The 20,163-nt window shown below is 35.7% G+C and carries 18 protein-coding genes; 8 read left to right on the forward strand and 10 right to left on the reverse strand.

The features are described from left to right. Positions 1 to 525 precede the first annotated feature (525 nt). Together L1967_RS20760 and L1967_RS20765 are read left to right on the forward strand one after the other, a co-directional pair. Positions 526 to 816, forward strand: a complete 291-nt coding sequence (locus L1967_RS20760; protein ID WP_249603418.1) for a hypothetical protein — start codon at positions 526 to 528, stop codon at positions 814 to 816. Between the two features lie 156 nt (positions 817 to 972). Beyond that, complete coding sequence (locus L1967_RS20765) at positions 973 to 1,488, forward strand: porin family protein (RefSeq protein WP_249603419.1); 516 nt, start codon at positions 973 to 975, stop codon at positions 1,486 to 1,488. A gap of 232 nt (positions 1,489 to 1,720) precedes the next feature. Here L1967_RS20765 and mnmE read toward each other — a convergent pair whose 3' ends face one another. Continuing rightward, the gene (gene mnmE, locus L1967_RS20770) at positions 1,721 to 3,163 is read right to left on the reverse strand and encodes a tRNA uridine-5-carboxymethylaminomethyl(34) synthesis GTPase MnmE (RefSeq protein ID WP_249603420.1); all 1,443 of its coding nucleotides are present in this window, start codon (positions 3,161 to 3,163) and stop codon (positions 1,721 to 1,723) included. A gap of 139 nt (positions 3,164 to 3,302) precedes the next feature. On the opposite strand from mnmE, the gene L1967_RS20775 reads away from it, so the two are divergent. Further along, positions 3,303 to 3,659 carry a DUF4870 domain-containing protein gene (locus L1967_RS20775; RefSeq protein ID WP_249603421.1) on the forward strand — a complete coding sequence of 119 codons (357 nt, stop codon included), beginning with the start codon at positions 3,303 to 3,305 and terminating at the stop codon, positions 3,657 to 3,659. Between the two features lie 225 nt (positions 3,660 to 3,884). Here the strand turns inward: L1967_RS20775 and dnaN are convergent, their stop codons facing one another. The 5 genes from dnaN to L1967_RS20800 all read right to left on the reverse strand — a co-directional run bounded on the left by dnaN (position 3,885) and on the right by L1967_RS20800 (position 8,754). Next, entirely contained in the window at positions 3,885 to 5,003 is a 1,119-nt protein-coding gene (gene dnaN, locus L1967_RS20780) for a DNA polymerase III subunit beta (RefSeq protein WP_013071264.1), read from the reverse strand. Positions 5,004 to 5,196: 193 nt separating this feature from the next. Continuing rightward, on the reverse strand, positions 5,197 to 6,873 hold the full coding sequence (gene gldG / locus L1967_RS20785; protein ID WP_249603422.1) for a gliding motility-associated ABC transporter substrate-binding protein GldG: 1,677 nt from the start codon (positions 6,871 to 6,873) through the stop codon (positions 5,197 to 5,199). A gap of 2 nt (positions 6,874 to 6,875) precedes the next feature. Next, complete coding sequence (gene gldF / locus L1967_RS20790) at positions 6,876 to 7,610, reverse strand: gliding motility-associated ABC transporter permease subunit GldF (RefSeq protein ID WP_249603423.1); 735 nt, start codon at positions 7,608 to 7,610, stop codon at positions 6,876 to 6,878. Positions 7,611 to 7,616: 6 nt separating this feature from the next. After that, a complete protein-coding gene (locus L1967_RS20795; RefSeq protein WP_249603424.1) occupies positions 7,617 to 7,919 on the reverse strand; it encodes a putative quinol monooxygenase in 303 nt (100 codons plus the stop codon). Further along, positions 7,888 to 8,754, reverse strand: a complete 867-nt coding sequence (locus L1967_RS20800; protein WP_249603425.1) for an SAM hydrolase/SAM-dependent halogenase family protein — start codon at positions 8,752 to 8,754, stop codon at positions 7,888 to 7,890. The genes L1967_RS20795 and L1967_RS20800 overlap by 32 nt, the downstream gene beginning before the upstream one ends. Before the next feature lie 312 nt (positions 8,755 to 9,066). Between L1967_RS20800 and L1967_RS20805 the strand changes: the two genes are divergently transcribed. The 3 genes from L1967_RS20805 (at position 9,067) to acs (ending at position 13,065) form a co-directional block, all read left to right on the forward strand. Beyond that, positions 9,067 to 10,020, forward strand: a complete 954-nt coding sequence (locus tag L1967_RS20805) for a PhoH family protein (RefSeq protein WP_249603426.1) — start codon at positions 9,067 to 9,069, stop codon at positions 10,018 to 10,020. Between the two features lie 29 nt (positions 10,021 to 10,049). Continuing rightward, positions 10,050 to 10,997, forward strand: a complete 948-nt coding sequence (locus L1967_RS20810; protein ID WP_249603427.1) for a phosphoribosylaminoimidazolesuccinocarboxamide synthase — start codon at positions 10,050 to 10,052, stop codon at positions 10,995 to 10,997. Between the two features lie 160 nt (positions 10,998 to 11,157). After that, positions 11,158 to 13,065 (forward strand): acetate--CoA ligase, encoded by a 1,908-nt coding sequence (acs, locus tag L1967_RS20815; RefSeq protein WP_249603428.1) that lies wholly within the window; start codon positions 11,158 to 11,160, stop codon positions 13,063 to 13,065. A gap of 223 nt (positions 13,066 to 13,288) precedes the next feature. Here the strand turns inward: acs and L1967_RS20820 are convergent, their stop codons facing one another. Both L1967_RS20820 and L1967_RS20825 read right to left on the reverse strand, forming a co-directional pair. After that, positions 13,289 to 13,945 (reverse strand): 3'-5' exonuclease, encoded by a 657-nt coding sequence (locus L1967_RS20820; protein ID WP_249603429.1) that lies wholly within the window; start codon positions 13,943 to 13,945, stop codon positions 13,289 to 13,291. Further along, on the reverse strand, positions 13,946 to 15,868 hold the full coding sequence (locus L1967_RS20825; protein WP_249603430.1) for a DUF294 nucleotidyltransferase-like domain-containing protein: 1,923 nt from the start codon (positions 15,866 to 15,868) through the stop codon (positions 13,946 to 13,948). It lies immediately after the preceding gene. Positions 15,869 to 15,950: 82 nt separating this feature from the next. On the opposite strand from L1967_RS20825, the gene L1967_RS20830 reads away from it, so the two are divergent. Continuing rightward, positions 15,951 to 16,616, forward strand: coding sequence for a hypothetical protein (locus tag L1967_RS20830; protein ID WP_249603431.1), 666 nt, complete (start codon positions 15,951 to 15,953; stop codon positions 16,614 to 16,616). A gap of 169 nt (positions 16,617 to 16,785) precedes the next feature. Here L1967_RS20830 and L1967_RS20835 read toward each other — a convergent pair whose 3' ends face one another. Both L1967_RS20835 and L1967_RS20840 read right to left on the reverse strand, forming a co-directional pair. After that, positions 16,786 to 17,862, reverse strand: a complete 1,077-nt coding sequence (locus tag L1967_RS20835) for a DNA topoisomerase IB (protein ID WP_249603433.1) — start codon at positions 17,860 to 17,862, stop codon at positions 16,786 to 16,788. A gap of 128 nt (positions 17,863 to 17,990) precedes the next feature. Further along, the gene (locus L1967_RS20840) at positions 17,991 to 19,079 is read right to left on the reverse strand and encodes a M42 family metallopeptidase (protein ID WP_249603432.1); all 1,089 of its coding nucleotides are present in this window, start codon (positions 19,077 to 19,079) and stop codon (positions 17,991 to 17,993) included. 117 nt (positions 19,080 to 19,196) lie between these two features. On the opposite strand from L1967_RS20840, the gene L1967_RS20845 reads away from it, so the two are divergent. Then, a complete protein-coding gene (locus L1967_RS20845) occupies positions 19,197 to 19,871 on the forward strand; it encodes a DUF4294 domain-containing protein (protein WP_420856430.1) in 675 nt (224 codons plus the stop codon). Positions 19,872 to 20,163: the final 292 nt, after the last annotated feature.

Consider the following 20,163-nt stretch of genomic DNA (forward strand, 5'->3'; position numbering starts at 1 on the left):
ATGCGCCCGACAGGATTGCTCACTATCAAAATGAGCTGTAAAAGTGAAGATATTCATTATATTGAATTTGAGGTGAATATAATCAAAATTAAAAAATTATGAGTATTTACGGATAATCAAATAAAAATCATCTTTTTCAAATTTTAAATAGCATTTAGCTCTCTTAAAATTAGAAATCAAATTATCTACGGTCGTTGCTAAAATAATAAGAATATGGATTTATATTTCTAATTATAGTTTTATTTTTATCGCTCAAAATTATCCAGTAATATCTTGCAAAAGATGTTAATATTAAGCTACCTAAACCAATAAAATGATAAAAAGTTAGCCTTATCCATATTCGTGATTTTTGTTATTTCTTGTTCAACTTCAGAACAAGAAGGTAAATCTATACCGTCATATTCTGGCCATTATAAAATTACTTCTTTTGAATCCAGTAAAGCAATTGATTTAAATAATGATGGAAAATCAAACACGGACTTATCTAAATAGACCGGTTTATTTTTTACGAATTCGATTTATGAGTTGGAAATAAGACCCTTGATTGATCAGGAAAATTTTCATAAGATCATTTCTTTTTCATTTCCCGAAACCTCATTAAACTTTTATAATTCAGATAAGACTGATTATTTACTGCAATATATTGATGCAAGCTTTGGGGCTTTCTATAAAGAGATAAACGGGCAAATAGTATTAGAGAAAAGCGATTTTGATCAATTTGGTACTATTGAAAGTTTTGAACTAATAGGTGAGGATGAATTTGAAGTTCATTTGATCTTATATAAGGACTATTACAATTTTGAATACGATGCCTGAGAAGAATTGGAGATTGCTGTAAGTTACAAGAGAGTTGATCTATAAATAGATAGCAAAATTTACCGATTCTGGTATAATTTATTTTATCCTAAGACGTGAATTATTTTAAAAATTAATTTAGGTTTGCAGATCATAATTATTAAATCACATCAAGAAATGTTTAAAAAATTAATCTTAGTTACGATCCTATTTATCGGTGTAAATTCATTTGCTCAGAAAATAGATTTTGGAGTTCAGGCAGGGTACGCAAATCTGAAAATTTCAGAGAAGGCATCTGGTTACAGTTTGTCTGAAAACGAATCTGGTTTCTACGTAGGCTTTTTGACAGATTTTCATTTAGATGAAAATTGGCATATACAACCTTCTGCAAATTATATGAGAATAAAAGAAACCAATTTTCTTAATGTTCCAGTATTGGCACAGTACTATATTTCAGACTCAGGATTTTATGTTCAGGCGGGACCTCAGGCTACCTTCATTCTAGAGGATGTAGTTATAAACACCGTGGGCTTGGATGCTGCTTTTGGAGTTGGATACCATATTGATGAACATTTTTTCCTTGATGCAAGGTATGCTTTCGAAGTTACAAACCGTTATTCTGGCGATGATTATTTTCGTGATACAAAAGCTCATCTCAATACCTTAAATATTGGAATAGGTTATAAATTTTAAAACCTATACTAAACCAAACTTATAAAAGCGAAAGAATTCACCTTTCGCTTTTTTATTCTAAGAAGATAAATACCTCCGAGACTGGCCTCGCAAGTGAATTTTTAAAGGTTTTAAAAGGTCTTTAGATGAAATGCAGCGAGGCTTGCTTCAATAAAAAATAATTTTCTAATAAATGCCTTATAGGCTTTCCCCGAGGTAGTTTACTGTTTTTATGTAATTGAAAAACACTAGATTACTTCCCGATACAAAAATTAGCAAAGATGTTTCCTAGTAAATCATCATTGGTGATTTCACCGGTAATTTCTCCAAAATGATGTAAAGCCTGTCGGATATCGATCGCCAGTAAGTCTCCAGAGAGCTCCATATTTAAGCCATCTTCAACTTTATTGATTTCTTCCAGAGCTTTTAGAAGAGCGTTATAGTGACGGCTGTTGGTCACAATGGTGTTGTTGTTACGAAGTGCACCGGTATTTACAAAATTCAATAATTTCTCTTTTAATTCTTCAACACCCAATCCGGTTTTGGCAGAAAGTAAATGAAGATCCGGAATTCTGGACGTTAAGATTGCTACCTGCTCGTCGGTTAATTGATCAATTTTATTGGCGATAATCACCAATGGCTTTTGTGGATATTTATTCTTTATTTTCTCAATTTCAACCTGGATCATACCCAGCGAAGTTTCATTTCCCTGAAGCTGATCCTGATGCACGCTTCCTTCAGAAAATTCTATTTTGCTTAATCTAGAAGTATCAAATAGATAAATAACGACCTGTGCCTGTCCTATTTTTTCAAAGGTTTTTTTTATTCCGATGCTTTCTACCACATCTTTGGTTTCCCTTATTCCGGCGGTATCGATAAATCGAAAACCAACACCACCAATAGCCAGTTCATCTTCGATAACATCACGTGTGGTTCCTGCAATTTCAGAAACAATTGCTCTTTCCTCATTTAATAACGCATTTAGTAAAGTCGATTTTCCAACATTGGGTTCCCCAACAATCGCTACAGGAATTCCGTTTTTTAGAACATTTCCGGTAGCAAAAGAATCGATTAGACGCTTAAGCACTTTTTGAATTCTGGCGACCAAATCCCTAAACTGATCACGATTAGCAAATTCCACATCCTCTTCGGCAAAATCGAGTTCTAATTCGATCAGGGAAGCAAAATTCAATAATTCTTCTCGTAAACGCTGAATTTCGTTAGAAAATCCACCACGCATTTGTTGCATCGCCATTTGGTGAGAGGCCGCATTTTCCGAAGAAATTAAATCGGCAACCGCTTCGGCCTGACTTAAATCCATTTTGGCATTCAGGAACGCTCGAAGTGTAAATTCCCCGGCTTCCGCAGATCTACAACCACTTCTTACCAAAAGCTGAATAATTTCCTGCTGAATATAAGGGGAGCCGTGGCAACTAATTTCAATAGTTTCTTCTCCGGTATAAGATTTTGGTGCTCTAAAAACTGAAACTAAAACTTCATCTAAATTACGCTGTCCATCCATAATATTCCCTAAATGGAGGGTATGGGTAGGCTGTTCTTCTAATTTTTTTCGGCTTTTGGCCTTAAAAAGTGGAGCAACAATCGAAATAGCTTCGGGTCCCGAAACTCTAATAACAGCAATGGCTCCCGCTCCAGAAGGCGTGGCAAGCGCAACAATGGTATCGTTTAATTTCATGCCTGCAAAGATAACAAAGAAAGCGTGTATGCAAGAATTTTGAAGAAAACTGTAACAAACCTCTTTTATACTCGTCTTTTAAGTGTAGTTCCTTTTTAAAGAGAACTTTTATTAACCATCAAAATACCATCAAAAAATTATGGAAACGTATACAGCAATGCGAGAAGACAGACAAATGTTAATGATCATGCATTTGAGTCAGTTATTAGATTTTATAACCGGAATAGGAGGTTTTATCGTACCGCTTATTTTATGGGCAACACAAAAAGATAAAATTCAGGATATGGACGAGCAGGGGAAAGAGATTATGAATTTTCAGATAAGCCTTTTTATTTATTCCTTAGTAAGTATTCCGTTAGTGATTTTATTCGGATTAGGATTTTTACTTCTAATTTTAGTAGGGATCTTAGGTTTGGTTTTCCCCATTATCAACGCGATCAAAGCGTCTAATGGCGAACCTACCAGTTATCCAATGACGATTAGAATTATCCAATAATATAAAAATATCAAACCGGAATATCGCTTCGGTTTCAGGCATCAATCGAAAGACAAAACCCCATTCAGGAAACTGAATGGGGTTTAATTTTATATGTAATCCTTAGAATTTTGTCACACTGCTCCTGTAGCTATCGGAATTGATTCAGGGGCTCATCTAATTTTATCTTTCTTTATTCACAGAATAATGAGATTCTGAGTCGAGCTCAGAATGACCATAAAAAGATTAGTTATTTAACATTACCGGCATAACCAGCATGGTGATTTTTTCTCCCGGATCTAATCCGTCAACCGGCGTTAAAATACCTGCACGGTTTGGTAAACTCATTTCTAGCTGTACTTCATCAGAATTTAAGTTATTCAGCATTTCAGTAAGGAATCGTGAGTTAAATCCAATTTGCATATCGTCACCCTGGTAACCACACGTTAAACGCTCTTCTGCTTTGTTGCTGTAATCTACATCTTCCGCAGAGATATTTAACTCGGCCCCGGCGATCTTTAAGCGTACCTGGTGCGTCGTTTTATTAGAGAAAATAGAAACCCTTCTTACCGAGCTTAAAAACTGGTTACGCTCTATAGTAAGTTTGTTTGGATTTTCTTTTGGGATTACCGCTTCGTAATTTGGATACTTCCCATCGATTAAACGACAAATTAATGTAGTATCGTCAAAAGTAAATTTAGCGTTACTTTCGTTATATTCGATAAGTACTTCACTTTCGCTACCCGCAAGGATTCCTTTTAAAAGGTTAAGCGGTTTTTTAGGCATAATAAATTCTGCCGTTTGTGAAGCCGTCACATCCTCGCGAGAATACTTAACCAATTTGTGCGCATCTGTAGCCACAAAAGTTAAACCTTCTGTAGAGAACTGAAAGAACACCCCGCTCATTACCGGGCGAAGGTCATCGTTACCAGAAGCAAAAATCGTTTTGCTAATCGCTGAAGAAAGAATATCACCTTCGATCACCGTATTGCTTGGATCTTCCAAACTTACAGGATTTGGGAATTCTTCACCATCGGCATACGCAAGTGCATATTTACCGTGATTAGAGCTAAGCTCTATCGTATGATTATCCTCGGCAACAAAAGTTAAAGGTTGCTCTGGGAAAGTTTTTAACGTATCTAAAAGAAGTTTGGCCGGTACGGCGATTTTTCCTTCAGAATCAGATTCTACGTTTAATTTAGCCGACATGGTGGTCTCTAAATCTGAAGCAGAAACGGTTAACTCGTCATTGTTCAAATCAAAAAGGAAATTATCCAATATCGGCAAAGTGTTGTTATTATTAATAACCCCACCAAGTATCTGAAGCTGTTTCAGCAAATAACTGCTGGATACAATAAATTTCATTGGCTTTTTATTGATTTATTTAGAATCACCTACAAAGATATTTGAATCCTGTAAAAATCGAAGCAGCTTAAAAGAGTTTTTATTAACATTAAATTGAATTTGTTGATAAGTAAACCACTATCTGTCAGTGCTTTTTTAATATATCGGCCTGTTAAATTGTTAATATGTCGAATTTCCCGATTTTTTTAACCCTTTATTTCTTCCTGATATATTTTCTGCGCCTAAGCCAGGTAAAAAGCAGTGCAAAAACGCCCAATATCAATAATGGTAATGCAATAGTGATTAATTGCCATTTGGTACGTTGGGCAGCAGTTTTCTGCGGATCTAAAAATGCGATCCTTACCTTCTTGGTACGAATATCCATTAGTCCGCGATCATCCAGCATATAATTAACGGCATTAAGTAAAAACTCTTTATTGCCATAAGTAGTGCCGGTATATTTCTGAAATCCAAGGGCTAGAGGTGTTCCCTGTTGAAGGTCATTTTTAATCACCTCCCCATCTGAAATTACCAGCATTTCTGTAGGCTTACTTTGGTTTAAGTTATCATGAATTTCAAAGGGTTTTAAGCGATTGTTGTATGCTGAAGTAAATTCACCTTCCAGTAAAACGGCCAGCGCCTGCTCGCCATCGGTATACGAAGCAATATCGGGTTCTTTACTAACAATGTTTAGACTAATTTCACGTGGCGTGCCTTCTAATTTGGTTCTGGGAGAACTGCTTAATAAGATCGTTTTCTTTACGCTATTTTTAAGTGTATCTATAGGGTTGGCAAAATCGAATTTTACCGCCTCGATGTTATTGATGATCGGATGGTTGTTAGGCGAGGAGGTAAGTGGACTATAAAACCACGGATAAGGATTAAATCGGGTGTCGTTACCGCTTCCGGTGGCCAGAATAATAGGAGCCGAATACATATCGTTTACCAGGCTTGGATTAATCCGTAAGCCATAACTAAAAAAGAAATCGCCCAGATTAAGATCTTGCGGTAAAGCAAAGGCAGAGCCACTCGGATTTAAAAGACTGTCTTTTTCCATCGCCACACTTTCGGTAAGCCACAGCGATTTTCCGCCATTCATGGTGTATTGATCCAGAATATATTTCTCGTTTTCTGTAAATGGCTCAGTAGGCTTTGCTTCAATAATAAGGTCATATTCTTTTAATTCCTGAAGTGTTTTTTGAGGGTTTACCGAAGACGAATCTAAGGTAAACGGCGCCATAAAATAATAGTGCTGCAGTGTCTTTACAAAATCGGCAATATTGGCATTTGGTAACTCCCCATTACCACGCATCACGGCGATTTTCTTTTTTCGGGGATAAATTAGTTTGCTTATCGCATCGGTAAATGCGTATTCTAATTGTTGCACCGAGTTAGTCACCCGATCTTCGTCACTGCTTCCTAATTGATTTTTAAGCAAACCAATACGTACCGATTTTTCACCAAGATTGGCCATGGCCCACGGAAAAATAATCGTTTCGCTATTTTGCCCGTTTTCCATCACATTTACCCGTGCCGGAGACATGCCCATCTGGTAAAACTGTTGGGCTACCTGTTGCGCATTGGCACCTTCAGCTAAAGGATCTATAAAATTAAAGCTGATATTACTGTTTTTAGCAGCATATTCTTCAAGGATCTGGCGCGTTTCATTTTGCAATCGTTTAAATTCTGAAGGAAAATTACCTTTTAAAAAAACATCGATAATAATCGGTTCTTCGATATCATCTATAATTTCTTCGGAAGCTTTAGAAAGGGTGTAGCGCTGATCCTGTGTAAGGTCTAAACGTTCAAAATACCGGGAAGCAGCAAAGTTTATCACAATTAAGATCACGATAAATAAAACAACCGATTTATATTTAGAAAACTGCTTCAAGATCAATTATTTCTTAGGTTTTTTATTCTGAAGCGCGTAAGCTTCAGAAATAAAGCAATAAAACTTAAAAAGTAAATAAGATCGCGGGTATCTACAACACCCCGACTAATACTGCGATAATGGTAGCTGATTCCGAAGTAATCTATACCATAATCTGAAATCCCGAAAAGCTGAAATCCCGAAATCCCTTCAAATAAAAAGAAGCTTAAAAAACATAGAAAAACAGCCACGATAAAAGCCACAATCTGGTTATTGGTTAAGCTTGAAGAAAATATCCCGATAGCAGTATAGCACCCTCCTAAAAACAGGAGTCCCAGATAACTTCCCAAAGTTGCTCCCAAATCAAAATTCCCCGGAGTTCGACCTAATGCTGAAATACAGATCACGTAAATCACTGAAGGAATAATCGCTAAAATCACCAATAGTAAAGCGCCCAGATATTTGCCCAATATCAACTTGGTGATCGATAAAGGTTTAGTAAGCAAAAGCTCCATGGTGCCCAGTTTCTTTTCTTCAGAAAAACTTTTCATGGTTATGGCAGGGATAAGAAAGATGAAGATCCAAGGCGCCATATTAAAGAACGGCTTAATAGTGGCAAACCCGCTATCTAAAATATTGTACTCTCCCGTAAACACAAATAAAAACAAGCCGCTAACCACCAAAAATATCCCAATAACAAGGTAGCCAATTGGTGTAGCGAAAAAGGATTGTATTTCTTTATTTAAAATGGCTAACAAAGGTGCTTAATTTTGATCTGAAACCCATAGTTTATCTACACTCCAGGCTTCTGGTTTTGCATTAAACAAAATTTTGGTATTACTCCAAACGACCTTGAAAAATGCCGAATTTCGATAATTTTCAAGTGCATTTTCATTTTCCCAATAACTATACGTAAAAAATTGACTGGTATTGTTTTTATCGCGATATAATTCTAAATGCCGACAACCTTTAAAATTACGAATCTGCTCTTTGGTATTTTCAAAAATTTCTAAAAAAGCATCAATATTTTCAGGGCTAAAGCTCAGCTTTACGATCCTTACTAGCATAAGCTTCAAATTTAATGGTTACGGTATCACGATTTTGTAATCCAAAGAGGCTGGCGGCGCTGCCAACCGTTAAGGGATTACTTTTATAAATGGCCAGTTCGATGTAGCCAGCCGAATTAAATACGGCTAGTTTTTTACCATCTTCTTCGCCTCGTTTTTCCTTTTCGATTTTAAAATTAATGCAGTCACTATAAGTTTCGTATACCTTATTAAAAGTGACCATTCTTGCACTAATGGTAAAATTTCTTCCTTTACCTACATTTTCGAATAATTTTCTGGAAATATTGGTAATCACATTCCCATAATTATCAATATAGATAACATGCCCGATAATCTGGTTTTTATCTGAATTGATTAAAGGCTCAATTTGTTTTAGATATTTTATCTCTTCAATATTCTTTCCGATAACATCTAAAGTACCTCCACGCGCAATATGGCAGGCTACCTTTACAAAAATATCCAGCACAGGGAAATTAGATTCAATCTTATCGTGGATATTGATTTCCACAATTTTTTCAGGTTTAATTTCTGAAGCCAGTAAGGATAAAATACCATTGTTGGCACAAAGAAAATAATGATCGTCCAGCAACACTGCCAGATGCTTATTTTCCGGAGTTAATTCTGAATCAATCCCGATAATATGAATACTTCCTTTTGGGAAGCTTTTATAGGCATTTTTAATGATATAACTCGCTTCGCTAATATGAAAAGGAGAGATGCAATGCGAAATATCAACAATCCTAACATCATCCAGCTCGCTGTAAATAGCTCCTTTAACCGCTGCCGCAAAGTAATCTTTCTGCCCAAAATCGGTGGTTAAGGTAATGATTGCCATAAGTGATTGTTAATATTTTTTTAAGTTGTAAAGGCTAAATTTCCTTAAGTTTGTATAAGGAGCGAAGATACTTTTATTTTGTTCTTTGAACCTTAAAATTGCGCTAAAAATATGGCGACAAATCAGGCTGCAAAAATACATCCTGACATTTGGAACACAAATTTAACCATGAATAATTTTAAGCGATAATCGAGACAAAATGCTTCGAGGTTCGCTTCGAAGTAATAATAATTTTTAAATACATATCTTATGGGTTCGCCCTAAGGTAGATTATGATTGTAACTGCCAACTTTTAACTAAAACCAAACGCTTTTGAACGAACTTGTAATCGAACTTTCAGAGATTAGCCCCAGAGAATTTTTTGGGCAGGGTAACGAACATATAGAACTTTTAAAAAGGTATTTTCCGAAGCTAAAAATCGTAGCAAGGGGAAGCAAAATAAAAGTTTTTGGAGATGAAGAAATGCTGGAAGAATTTGATAAGCGATTTACCATGCTTATCGAGCATTTTGGAAAGTTTAATAAACTGGATGAAAATGTTATCGAGCGAGTCTTAACCAGTGAAAGCAGGGAAGATTATCAATCTTCTAAAGAAAGCGGAGAGGTTTTGGTACATGGCGTAAGTGGTAGGCTTATCAAAGCACAAACCGCCAACCAGCGTAAAATGGTAGACCTTAGCAAAAAGAACGATCTGTTATTTGCCATAGGTCCTGCCGGAACCGGGAAAACCTATACCGGTGTTGCCCTTGCGGTAAAAGCCTTAAAAGAAAAACAGGTGAAAAGGATTATTCTTACCCGTCCTGCTGTTGAAGCAGGGGAGAACCTTGGATTTTTACCGGGAGATTTAAAAGAAAAATTAGATCCTTACATGCAGCCACTGTATGATGGGTTACGCGATATGATTCCTGCGGAAAGACTTGAAGCTTTTATCGAAAAAGGGGTGATACAAATTGCTCCCTTAGCGTTTATGCGTGGTAGAACGCTGGATAATGCGTTTGTAATTTTAGATGAAGCACAAAATACCACACATGCGCAAATGAAGATGTTTTTAACCCGAATGGGAAAAAACGCCAAATTTATTATTACCGGTGATCCCGGGCAGATTGATTTACCACGAAGAACCGTCTCTGGCTTAAAAGAGGCGCTTTTGGTTTTAAAAGATGTAAAAGGGGTGGGCATGGTATATTTAGACGATAAAGATGTGATTCGTCACCGATTGGTGAAAAAGATTATCGCTGCTTACAAAACAATAGAACACAACGATTAAATAAAAATAAATCAACCGATTTTAAAGAGATGAGTAATACTCTAATAAAAACCGATTATAATTTTCCGGGACAAAAATCAGTATATAAAGGAAAAGTAAGAGACGTTTATGCTTTTGAAAATGATCAATTGGTAATGATCGCTTCAGATCGTCTTTCAGCTTTCGATGTGGTGATGCCCAAAGGAATTCCTTATAAAGGACAAATCCTTAACCAGATTGCCACTAAAATGATGAAGGATACTGAAGATTTGGTACCCAACTGGCTTCAGGCAACTCCAGATCCTAATGTAGCGGTAGGCGTAGCCTGCGAACCTTTTAAAGTAGAAATGGTGATTCGTGGATATCTTTCCGGGCATGCGGCAAGAGAGTATAAAGCGGGTAAAAGAACACTTTGTGGATTGGCAATGCCGGAAGGGATGAAAGAAAACGATCGTTTTCCTGAACCAATAATTACTCCTGCTACCAAAGCTGAACAGGGGGATCATGATGAAGATATTTCTAAAGAAGATATTTTAAAACGCGGAATTGTTTCTGCGGAAGATTATGCGGTTTTAGAAGATTATACCAAAAAACTTTTTCAACGCGGTACCGAAATTGCAGAAAAACGAGGCCTGATTTTAGTAGATACCAAATATGAATTCGGGAAAACAAAAGAGGGTAAAATCGTTTTGATCGATGAAATTCATACGCCCGATTCTTCACGGTATTTTTATGCCAATAACTACAAAGAACTTCAGGAAAAAGGAGAGCCACAAAAACAACTTTCAAAAGAATTTGTTCGCCAGTGGCTTATCCAGAATGGGTTTCAGGGAAAAGAAGGGCAGGAAGTTCCTTTTATGAGCGATGACTATATTGAAACGGTTAGCGAGCGGTATATCGAATTATACGAAAACATTACCGGAGAAACTTTTGAAAAGGCAGATGTTTCTAATATCGAAAAACGTGTAGAAGAAAATGTAAAAGCCTATTTAAAATAGGAATCCAGCTAATAAGTTAAAAAAGCGATCTGTTGTAATAGACATATCGCTTTTTTTATGTTTAAATTTTTGTAAAAACATAGAATTGTTCAAGTGAAATCAGTAAAAAATCAATAGTTTTAAGGGAAAATTAAAGAATCCTTACAACCGACTTATTATTATGAGTAATTACCACATTAAAAATCTGGAAGAATATTTTCAGGTTTATAGAAAATCTGTGCGCGAACCAGAAAATTTTTGGGCAGAAATTGCCGAAGAACATTTTACCTGGAGAAAAAAATGGGATAATGTTTTAAGTTGGGATTTTGAAAAACCAGAAGTAAAATGGTTTGAAAATGCCAAACTAAATATCACTGAAAACTGTATAGACCGTCATCTCTTAACCAGAGGAGATAATACTGCTATTATTTGGGAACCTAACGATAATAGTGAAAAAGCTCAACATATCACTTATAATGAGCTGCATAAAAAAGTAAATAAATTCGCAAACGTTTTAAAAAGTAAAGGAATTCAAAAAGGGGATAGGGTATGCATCTATTTGCCAATGATTCCAGAACTTGCTTATGCGGTTTTGGCCTGTGCCAGGATTGGGGCAATTCATTCGGTGGTTTTTGCAGGATTTTCCAGCAAAGCACTGGCTACAAGAACTCTGGATGCCGATTGTAAAATGATGATTACTTCAGATGGTTCTTATCGTGGGGCTAAAACCCTGAATCTTAAAAATATTGTAGACGAAGCGTTAGAAGATTGTCCAGATGTATCCTCGGTTTTGGTCGTAAAAAGAACCGGAGAAGAAATTAACATGAAAGACGGTCGTGATGAATGGTTAGCTCCTTTAATGGAGAAAGCTTCAGACGATTGTGCTCCTGAAATTGTAGATGCTGAAGATCCTTTATTTATATTATATACTTCAGGGTCTACCGGGAAACCAAAAGGAATGTTGCATACCACCGCAGGATATATGGTTTACACCGCGTTTACTTTCAAAAACATTTTTAATTATACTGAAGGTGATGTGTATTGGTGTACTGCCGATATTGGGTGGATTACAGGACATTCTTATATAGTTTACGGTCCACTGGCTAATGGAGCTACAACCGTAATGTTTGAAGGGGTACCCTCTTATCCAGATCATGGTCGTTTTTGGCAAATTGTAGAAAAACATAAAATTACACAATTCTATACCGCGCCAACAGCGATTAGGGCCTTGGCTAAACGTAATATCGAATTTGTAGAAAATCATGACCTTTCTTCTTTAAAAGTTTTAGGATCTGTAGGAGAGCCTATAAATGAGGAAGCATGGCACTGGTTTAATGATAATATTGGTAAAAATCATAGTCCGATTGTAGATACCTGGTGGCAAACCGAAACAGGAGGGATCATGATTTCGCCAATGCCTTACGTTACTCCCACCAAACCAACTTACGCGACATTACCTATGCCGGGAATTCAGCCTAGTTTGATGGACGACGATGGTAAGGAAATTAAAGGAAACCAGGTAAGTGGCAGGCTATGCGTAAAATTCCCATGGCCATCTATTGCCAGAACGGTTTGGGGTAATCACGAGCGCTATAAGGATACGTATTTCTCGACTTTTGAAGGAAAATATTTTACCGGTGATGGAGCCATGAGAGATGAGGTTGGTTATTACAGAATAACGGGTAGAACCGATGATGTTATTATCGTTTCTGGACATAATCTAGGTACCGCTCCTATAGAAGATGCTATTAACGAGCATCCAGCAGTTGCCGAAAGTGCGGTAGTTGGTTTCCCACATGATGTAAAAGGGAATGCCCTTTATGCTTTTGTGATTCTTAAAGAATCGGGTGAAAGCCGTAAACGTGATAACTTAAGAAAAGAGATCCATCAACAAATCTCAGATAAAGTTGGGCCAATTGCCAAGCCAGATAAAATTCAGTTTGTAGAAGGATTGCCTAAAACCCGAAGTGGTAAAATTATGCGTAGAATTTTACGTAAAATTGCCTCTAACGATACTTCAGATTTAGGAGATACTTCAACGTTATTAAATCCTGAGGTGGTAGAAGCTATTATTGCAGAAGCTTTGTAGACTTCAGAAAAAATAAAAATTTGATGATCCGTTATTTGAAATAATTGATAATTTCGTCATTCCGGACCTGCCAGCCGGCGAGGCAGGCTTGATCTGGAATCTAATAAAAAACAAAATCTTGAGGATGAGACCCTGAATCAAGTTCAGGGTGACGGTATCTAATTATGATTCATTAAGGACATTCAAAATAAAAATAGAATAAAGTTCGGGTATTTCCCGGACTTTATTTTTTATATAATTCTTTTAGCTTTTTCCGTTTCAGTCGTCCCAGAATCTTTAGAAATGCGATAGCGGTAATAAAAGCATCGCCAATAGCGGTGTGGCGATCTTTAAGATCGATATTATAGGCTAGTGCGACTTCATCTAAACTATACGTTTTATGCTGATCGATAAAGTTTGAGATAATTCTTGTTTTTCGATATAATACGCCAGTATCTAAAACCCGGTTTTTTAACTTCGGAAGATGATTTCTTTTCATCGCAGCATTGATCATATTAATATCGAATCCTGCATGATGCGCTACCAAAACTGAATTTTTGATGTATTTTAGAAATAACTGAAGCGCTTTTTCTTCGCTAATCGTTTCAAAGCGCTCATGCTTTATCAGTCCGTGTATCTCTACAGTATCAGGATTAAATTTCTCCTGTTTCAGGTAAATTTCAAAACTATCGGCAACCAGTAACTTATTGTTTTTTACTTTCACGCAGCCAATACTTAGAATTCTGTCTTTTTCCTGATCAAATCCAGTTGTTTCCGTATCTAAAACCACGAAAGTTGTCTCTGAAATTAGTTGCTCTTTTTGATTTTTATCAAATCTGGCCGAATATTTTTGCCAGAATTCCGGCAGGTGGGATTCATCTTTTTTAAACCAGTGTAGCATTTAGATTACGTTTGCAGTTTCAAACCTCATTTTAATTAAATCCTGAAGTGCTTTTATAGATTTAAAAGCACGCTTTAATTTCATTTTATCTTCTTTATTTAATTTAGAAAGATCTATAAAGCGCCCACTATCCCTATTTTGAAGCCCTTGTTTGGTGCGGAATTTAAGTAGCGCCTTCGAGGCATAAGAGCAGCCTTCAAAAAGTTCTTTGTTTTTAGGTTCCAGTTGTGCTAAACGATCAAAACGCTCTGCCGTATTGCTGATATTCTTTATTTTATAAGATAAAATCAACAGTCGGGCACTTTCCGTTAAAGGCTGTAATCCACGTTTTTTAAGATCGAAAAAGTCTTTTTTCTCACCATCCTGTTCTACTAAAAATTGCCTGAAAAATCCTAAAGGCGAAGGATTTCTTAGGGCGTTAGATCCCATAACACTTAGAAATTTAGGGTAATTTTCAATTAAATCTAGAATATAATCTGATAGGCTATTGGATAATAGCGAATCACCATAGGTAATATCATAGTCAAAGAAGATATTAGAAAGCAAGATTTCATCGGGCCCCGGTTCTTTTATCCATTTTGCCACCTGTTCTTTCCATTCACTTAAACTTAAACACCATCTGGGGTTTTTCGCCATCATGTCAGCGGGACAATATTCGTAGCCCACAATCATTAATCTTTTATTTACTTTGGTGGCTAGTTGTAAAAAGTAATCTCTGGTTTCTTCCAACTTTCCCTCTGGTGGATCGGCAAAGATAATCGCATTGTCCTGGTCGGTTTGTAAAAGTTGCTCTTTTCTCCCCTGGCTGCCCATACTTAGCCAAGCAAATTTAACAGGAGGCTCCTGTTGTAATTTTACAACACATCTTGAAATGACCCTTTTAATCGTGGCGTCATTAAGTTCGAATATTAATTTTGAAATATGGGTTAGTGGAATATTGTTCTGAATGTACCCACCCAGTAAAAGGTTAATTTTATTCCTGATTTTCTTTAATTCTTTGGTACTATGAGAGCGCTGGATGGCCTTCATTAAAACCGAAGGGCTATTTCCCTGGGATACCATAATATCATGTTCAGAAAGGATTCCGGTAACACGGGTATTAGGCGTGCCATCTTCCGTAATACAAATATGGTTGATGTTATGTTTCATCATGGTGATTTGCGCCTGTGCAATAGTTACAGTTTTAGGGTAGCAGATCACAGGAAAGCTCATAATTTTATCAACCGTGTTGTCTATCGAATATTCTCCGGTGGCAATAGAGTCGCGGAAATCCTCATCGGTAAGGATCCCCACCGGTACGTCATTCTTTGTAACCAGAATAGAACCCACCTTTCTTTTACTCATTAACTGCGCGGCAGTTTTAATACTTGTTTCGGGAGAGGTTGTTACGATCTTTTTTATGATCGGTGCAGGTTGTAATTCGAACAGCGGACTATTACTTACAGGCTCGATCACCTGATTGCCAAAAAATAATTTACCCTTGTCCTCCCTGGCGTAAGGGTTACGGGTATTGGTGGCAAAACTTTGAATAAGGAAATTACCTACTTTTTTATTGGATTCGGTTAATGGCTTAAATTGTTTAATAGGAATACCATATACAATACTTTCTTCTTCAGCGATGGCATTCATGATATAATTCTCTTCAGCAAATAAAGGTCGGAGTCCAAAAATATCCCCTTCGTCACAGGTATCTAAGGTTTCGTACTGCTCATTTTGAAATTTCTGAAGCTGAATTGCTCCTTTGTGTACAATATAGAAGAATGCATGTACACTTTCACCTTCATTAAAAAGAATATTGCCTTTGTCGATATATAAAACCTCAGATTCCTCAGAAATATTTAAAAGTTCGTCTGCATTAAGGAAATTAAAAGGAGGGAAATCCTTTAGGAAATCGGCTATTCTATGGGCGATGGAGTTTTTCATTTAAAGAAATTAATAAGGAGATTTTGTAAAATTATACTTATTTTGGTATAAAATTTGCAAAACTGTTATAAAATATTTTGTTATGATTAAAAAAATTTTATCCGTATTTATTGTATGCTTTACCGTGAATTGTTTTTCTCAAAGTTATATGAATGGTGTTGTCAATAGCGCACCATTAAAAATTTTCACAAAGGCAAAAACTCCTGATGAATTTACCGGTTCACCTTATTATGATGATTCGTTTTTACCAGCAAAAATAGATGATGGTGAGCACACAATGGATGCATTTGTTCGTTATAACGCTGTAGAAGATGTGGTTGAAGTTAAAATAAAAAGAAATACTGACGAGATCAATGTTCTTCCAAAATTAAAGAAGATTAGATATGTTTTAAATGACTACAAAATTTTTATAGATGAATTTGTAAATGAAGATGGGGAGTCTATAAACGGTTATATGTTAGATTACTATACAGATAAAGGTATAAGATTTTTAGCTAGACCAGAACCAGATGTTATAGAAGCTCAGCCTGCGAGGACTGGATATGATAAGGATAAACCAGCACATTTAGATGTGGAAATGGTATATTATATTCAGAAGGATGGAGCTCGTTTAAAAGAAGTCCGTTTAAAAGAAAAAGATTTTAAAAAATTATTTTCAGATAAACCTAAAATGATTCCTTATTTTAAAGATAATAAAATCAAAGATGGGAAAGATGTAGTACGTATGCTAGAATATTACTCGTCTTAACAAGCTTTTTTTAAAGCTGCTTTACTAGTTTCGGGACTGTCTCAAAAACTGTGCAAGTAGAAAATATAGGGGGTATAAACCTCCATATTTTTTAACCTTGCATACTCAATTAAGGCACTAATATTTACACATTGATGAAGGAAGAAGACCAATTCTTTTTTATTTCAAATCAAATACTTATTTCATAATCTTCAATTAGTTTTAGCATTACTTTTTCGGTTTCAGAGAGCTTGGTGTAATCTTTAATACGTTCATTTTTTACTTTATCAAAATAAGGAGCAATACTCCCATCCTCGTAAGCTTCAACAATTTTAGGATGTACATAGTAACTTCGGCAAACAGCACGGGTATTACCTAATCCGCTGGCGGCAGCATCGAATGAAGTTAAAATAGTTTTTTTATTTTCTTTTTCATCTTCAATATATCCCAGCTCTCGCAGCGTTTCAAAGAAAATCTTAGAGGCAGCCCATGTTCTAAAGTCCTTCGCCGAAAATAGTTCTCCCGCTACTTCATGTATATAATCATTAATCATCCCACTATCAATAGTATGTTTTTCGCCATTTTCATCATAAAATTTAAATAGTTCCCAGCCTGGGATATCTTCACATTGATTAATCAGTTTAATTAATTTTTTATTATGTACACTTATAGAGTGTTCTTTTCCTTTTTTTCCAACAAACTCGAATTTTACTTCATCTCCATAAGTTTTTACATGGCGGGTACGAAAAGTTGATAATCCATAAGTCTTATTTTTTTGAGCGTAATAATCGTTCCCAATTCTAATATGGGTCTCTTCCATAAGTCTTATGATTAAGGCCAGGACTTTTTGTTTACACATTCTTGGGAGATCGAGATCAGTGTCGACTTTCTTTCTTATCTGAGGTAGTTTTTTTCCGAAGGCGGTCATTTTAAAAAATTTAGTTTCATTTTTTATTTTAGACCATAAGGGATGATAGATGTATTGTTTTCGGCTTTTCTCATCTCTTCCTACGACCTGTAAATGCCCGTCTTCTAAAATAGAAATATTTACCTGCGTCCATGCCGGTGGAATAACCAGTTTCTTGATGCGATTGATAATCTGTGAATCCTGAATTCTTTTTTCTTTTTTAAAATAGGAGAAACCACGTCCCGCTTTTTTTCGTCGTATGGAAAGATGACGCTCGGAAACATAGGTGAGATTAGCTAATTTTGCAGCTTCCGATGGATCTTCCAAAATTCCATTTATATCTTCTGGGGATAATACCATTCTAATTTTTTGTAGAAAGATACAGGTAATGTATTTATACATTTAATAAAGGTCTGTGAAACCTTGCTTAAAGAAAATAAAAAAAGCTCCCGAAAAAAGGAGCTTTTTAAATAGCATGGAGTGATTATTTAGTCGAAATAACTAAAAGTTTCGCCATCTTTTATTTTTAAAATACTTTCGTAAATCAGTTTTATCACGTTTTCAACATCTTCTTTATGTACCATTTCTACTGTAGTATGCATATAGCGAAGAGGTAAACTAATTAATGCTGAAGCTACACCACCATTGCTATACGCAAAAGCATCGGTATCTGTACCGGTAAGTCTTGAAGAAGCTGCACGCTGAAAAGGAATCTTATTTTCTTCAGCCGTATCTATTAATAGTTCTCTAAGCTTATTTTGTACAGCTGGAGCATAACTTATTACCGGCCCATCACCAATTTTAGCCAGTCCATTAGATTTTTGATCGATCATTGGAGTAGTGGTATCGTGGGTAACATCCGTAACAATAGCTACGTTTGGTTTTATACGCTGTGTAATCATTTCAGCACCACGAAGGCCAATTTCTTCCTGAACAGAATTTGTGATATAAAGTCCGAACGGAAGTTTTTTGCCGTTTTCTTTTAATAATTTCGCTACATGGGCAACCATAAAGCCACCAATTCGATTATCTAAAGCCCTGCAAACAAATTTATTTTCGTTTAGAATAAAAAATTCATCAGGATAAGTGATGACGCAACCTACGTGAACACCAAGTTTTTCAACTTCTTCTTTAGAACTACATCCAACATCAATACAGATATTCGATAATTTTGGAGATTGCTCTTTTTCTTTATCACGGGTGTGAATGGCAGGCCATCCAAAAACTCCTTTTACAATTCCTTTTTTTGTATGAATATTCACTCGTTTAGAAGCTGCAATCTGGTGATCACTCCCCCCATTTCTAATCACGTAAATAAAGCCTTCGTCACTAATATAATTTACATACCACGAAATCTCATCAGCATGCCCTTCAATAACTACTTTAAATTCAGCCTCAGGATTAATCACCCCAACTGCCGTTCCGTATGTATCAGTAATAAATTCATCCACATACGGTTTTAGATATTCCATCCAAAGTTTTTGACCTTCAGACTCATAACCTGTTGGAGAGGCATTATTAAGATACTTTTCGAGAAAACCGATTGATTCTTTATCTAAAATACTTTCTTTACTCATTTTATATTTGATTTGTAGCGAATTTAGTAAGAATTAAATTGAAGACAATTGGATATTGTTTAATTTTGGAATGATTTTAGATAATTTTCGAGTGAATTTATGCTGAATAATACTCAATTGAAAACAAATTTATTATTGCTTGCCTGCTTCATTTCTTCTATAGGAGTATTTGGACAGAATGATACTATAGCCGATCCCAAAGAGGAAGATAAACGATATATGATTATCGCTGGTGATTCTATAGTAAGGGAAAGTATTGATTTAGATGAAGTATTAATATTAAAACGTCTTCATTTTAAAAATAATACCGATAGAAGAAGATACCTGATCTTACGTCGAAAAACCAGAAAGGTTTATCCTTATGCAAAATTGGCAGCAGAACGCCTTACCTCACTTAATGAAAGATTAGGAAGTATTAAATCAAATAGGGATCGAAAAAAGTATACAAAAATCGTACAAAATTATATCGAAGATCAATTTGCAGAAGAGTTAAAGAAAATGACGCATACTGAAGGGCAGATTTTAGTGAAGTTAATTCATCGTCAAACAGGTATTACAGCGTTCGAATTAATAAAAGAGCTTCGTAGCGGTTGGAGAGCTTTCTGGTATAATACCACGGCCAGTCTTTTTGAAATATCCCTTAAAGAAGAATATGATCCTATAAATAATGAAGAAGACTATATAATAGAAGATATTTTACAACGATCTTTCCAGAATAATGTGTTAGAACCACAACCATCAGCACTAGATTTCGACTTCCTGGAACTTACCGATAAATGGGATGTGCTATAATTTTTTTATCTTTTTATTTTTCTGAAAGGATTTTTTTCTTAAATTAGCTATTCTCAACTTATATCAAATCAGTCTTTTATAAAATAGTTTTTCAAATTGATGAAAAAATCAATTTGAAAGTTTGTTTTGTTGAAAAAAACGGCTGTATATTTGCACCCGCTTAGCTGCTGCGGTGGTGTTTATAGAAGCGGGAAGTTCATTGAGGATTTAGGGTTAAAAGGAGTAAAAAAAACTTAAAAAAAGATTTGGTTTGTATTTAAAAAAGCCAGTATCTTTGCGCCCCGCTAAGGGA

It is taken from the genome of Zunongwangia pacifica (genome assembly GCF_023499215.1).
Taxonomy (GTDB): Bacteria; Bacteroidota; Bacteroidia; order Flavobacteriales; family Flavobacteriaceae; genus Zunongwangia; species Zunongwangia pacifica.

Bases quoted from the DNA above. Each gene is read 5' to 3' on its own strand.
- mnmE (WP_249603420.1), bottom strand. From the start codon at position 3,163: ATGAAATTAAACGATACCATTGTTGCGCTTGCCACGCCTTCTGGAGCG.
- acs (WP_249603428.1), top strand. From the start codon at position 11,158: ATGAGTAATTACCACATTAAAAATCTGGAAGAATATTTTCAGGTTTAT.
- L1967_RS20840 (WP_249603432.1), bottom strand. From the start codon at position 19,079: ATGAGTAAAGAAAGTATTTTAGATAAAGAATCAATCGGTTTTCTCGAA.
- L1967_RS20810 (WP_249603427.1), top strand. From the start codon at position 10,050: ATGAGTAATACTCTAATAAAAACCGATTATAATTTTCCGGGACAAAAA.
- L1967_RS20830 (WP_249603431.1), top strand. From the start codon at position 15,951: ATGATTAAAAAAATTTTATCCGTATTTATTGTATGCTTTACCGTGAAT.
- L1967_RS20795 (WP_249603424.1), bottom strand. From the start codon at position 7,919: ATGCTAGTAAGGATCGTAAAGCTGAGCTTTAGCCCTGAAAATATTGAT.
- L1967_RS20775 (WP_249603421.1), top strand. From the start codon at position 3,303: ATGGAAACGTATACAGCAATGCGAGAAGACAGACAAATGTTAATGATC.
- L1967_RS20765 (WP_249603419.1), top strand. From the start codon at position 973: ATGTTTAAAAAATTAATCTTAGTTACGATCCTATTTATCGGTGTAAAT.
- L1967_RS20835 (WP_249603433.1), bottom strand. From the start codon at position 17,862: ATGGTATTATCCCCAGAAGATATAAATGGAATTTTGGAAGATCCATCG.
- L1967_RS20800 (WP_249603425.1), bottom strand. From the start codon at position 8,754: ATGGCAATCATTACCTTAACCACCGATTTTGGGCAGAAAGATTACTTT.
- L1967_RS20825 (WP_249603430.1), bottom strand. From the start codon at position 15,868: ATGAAAAACTCCATCGCCCATAGAATAGCCGATTTCCTAAAGGATTTC.
- dnaN (WP_013071264.1), bottom strand. From the start codon at position 5,003: ATGAAATTTATTGTATCCAGCAGTTATTTGCTGAAACAGCTTCAGATA.
- L1967_RS20820 (WP_249603429.1), bottom strand. From the start codon at position 13,945: ATGCTACACTGGTTTAAAAAAGATGAATCCCACCTGCCGGAATTCTGG.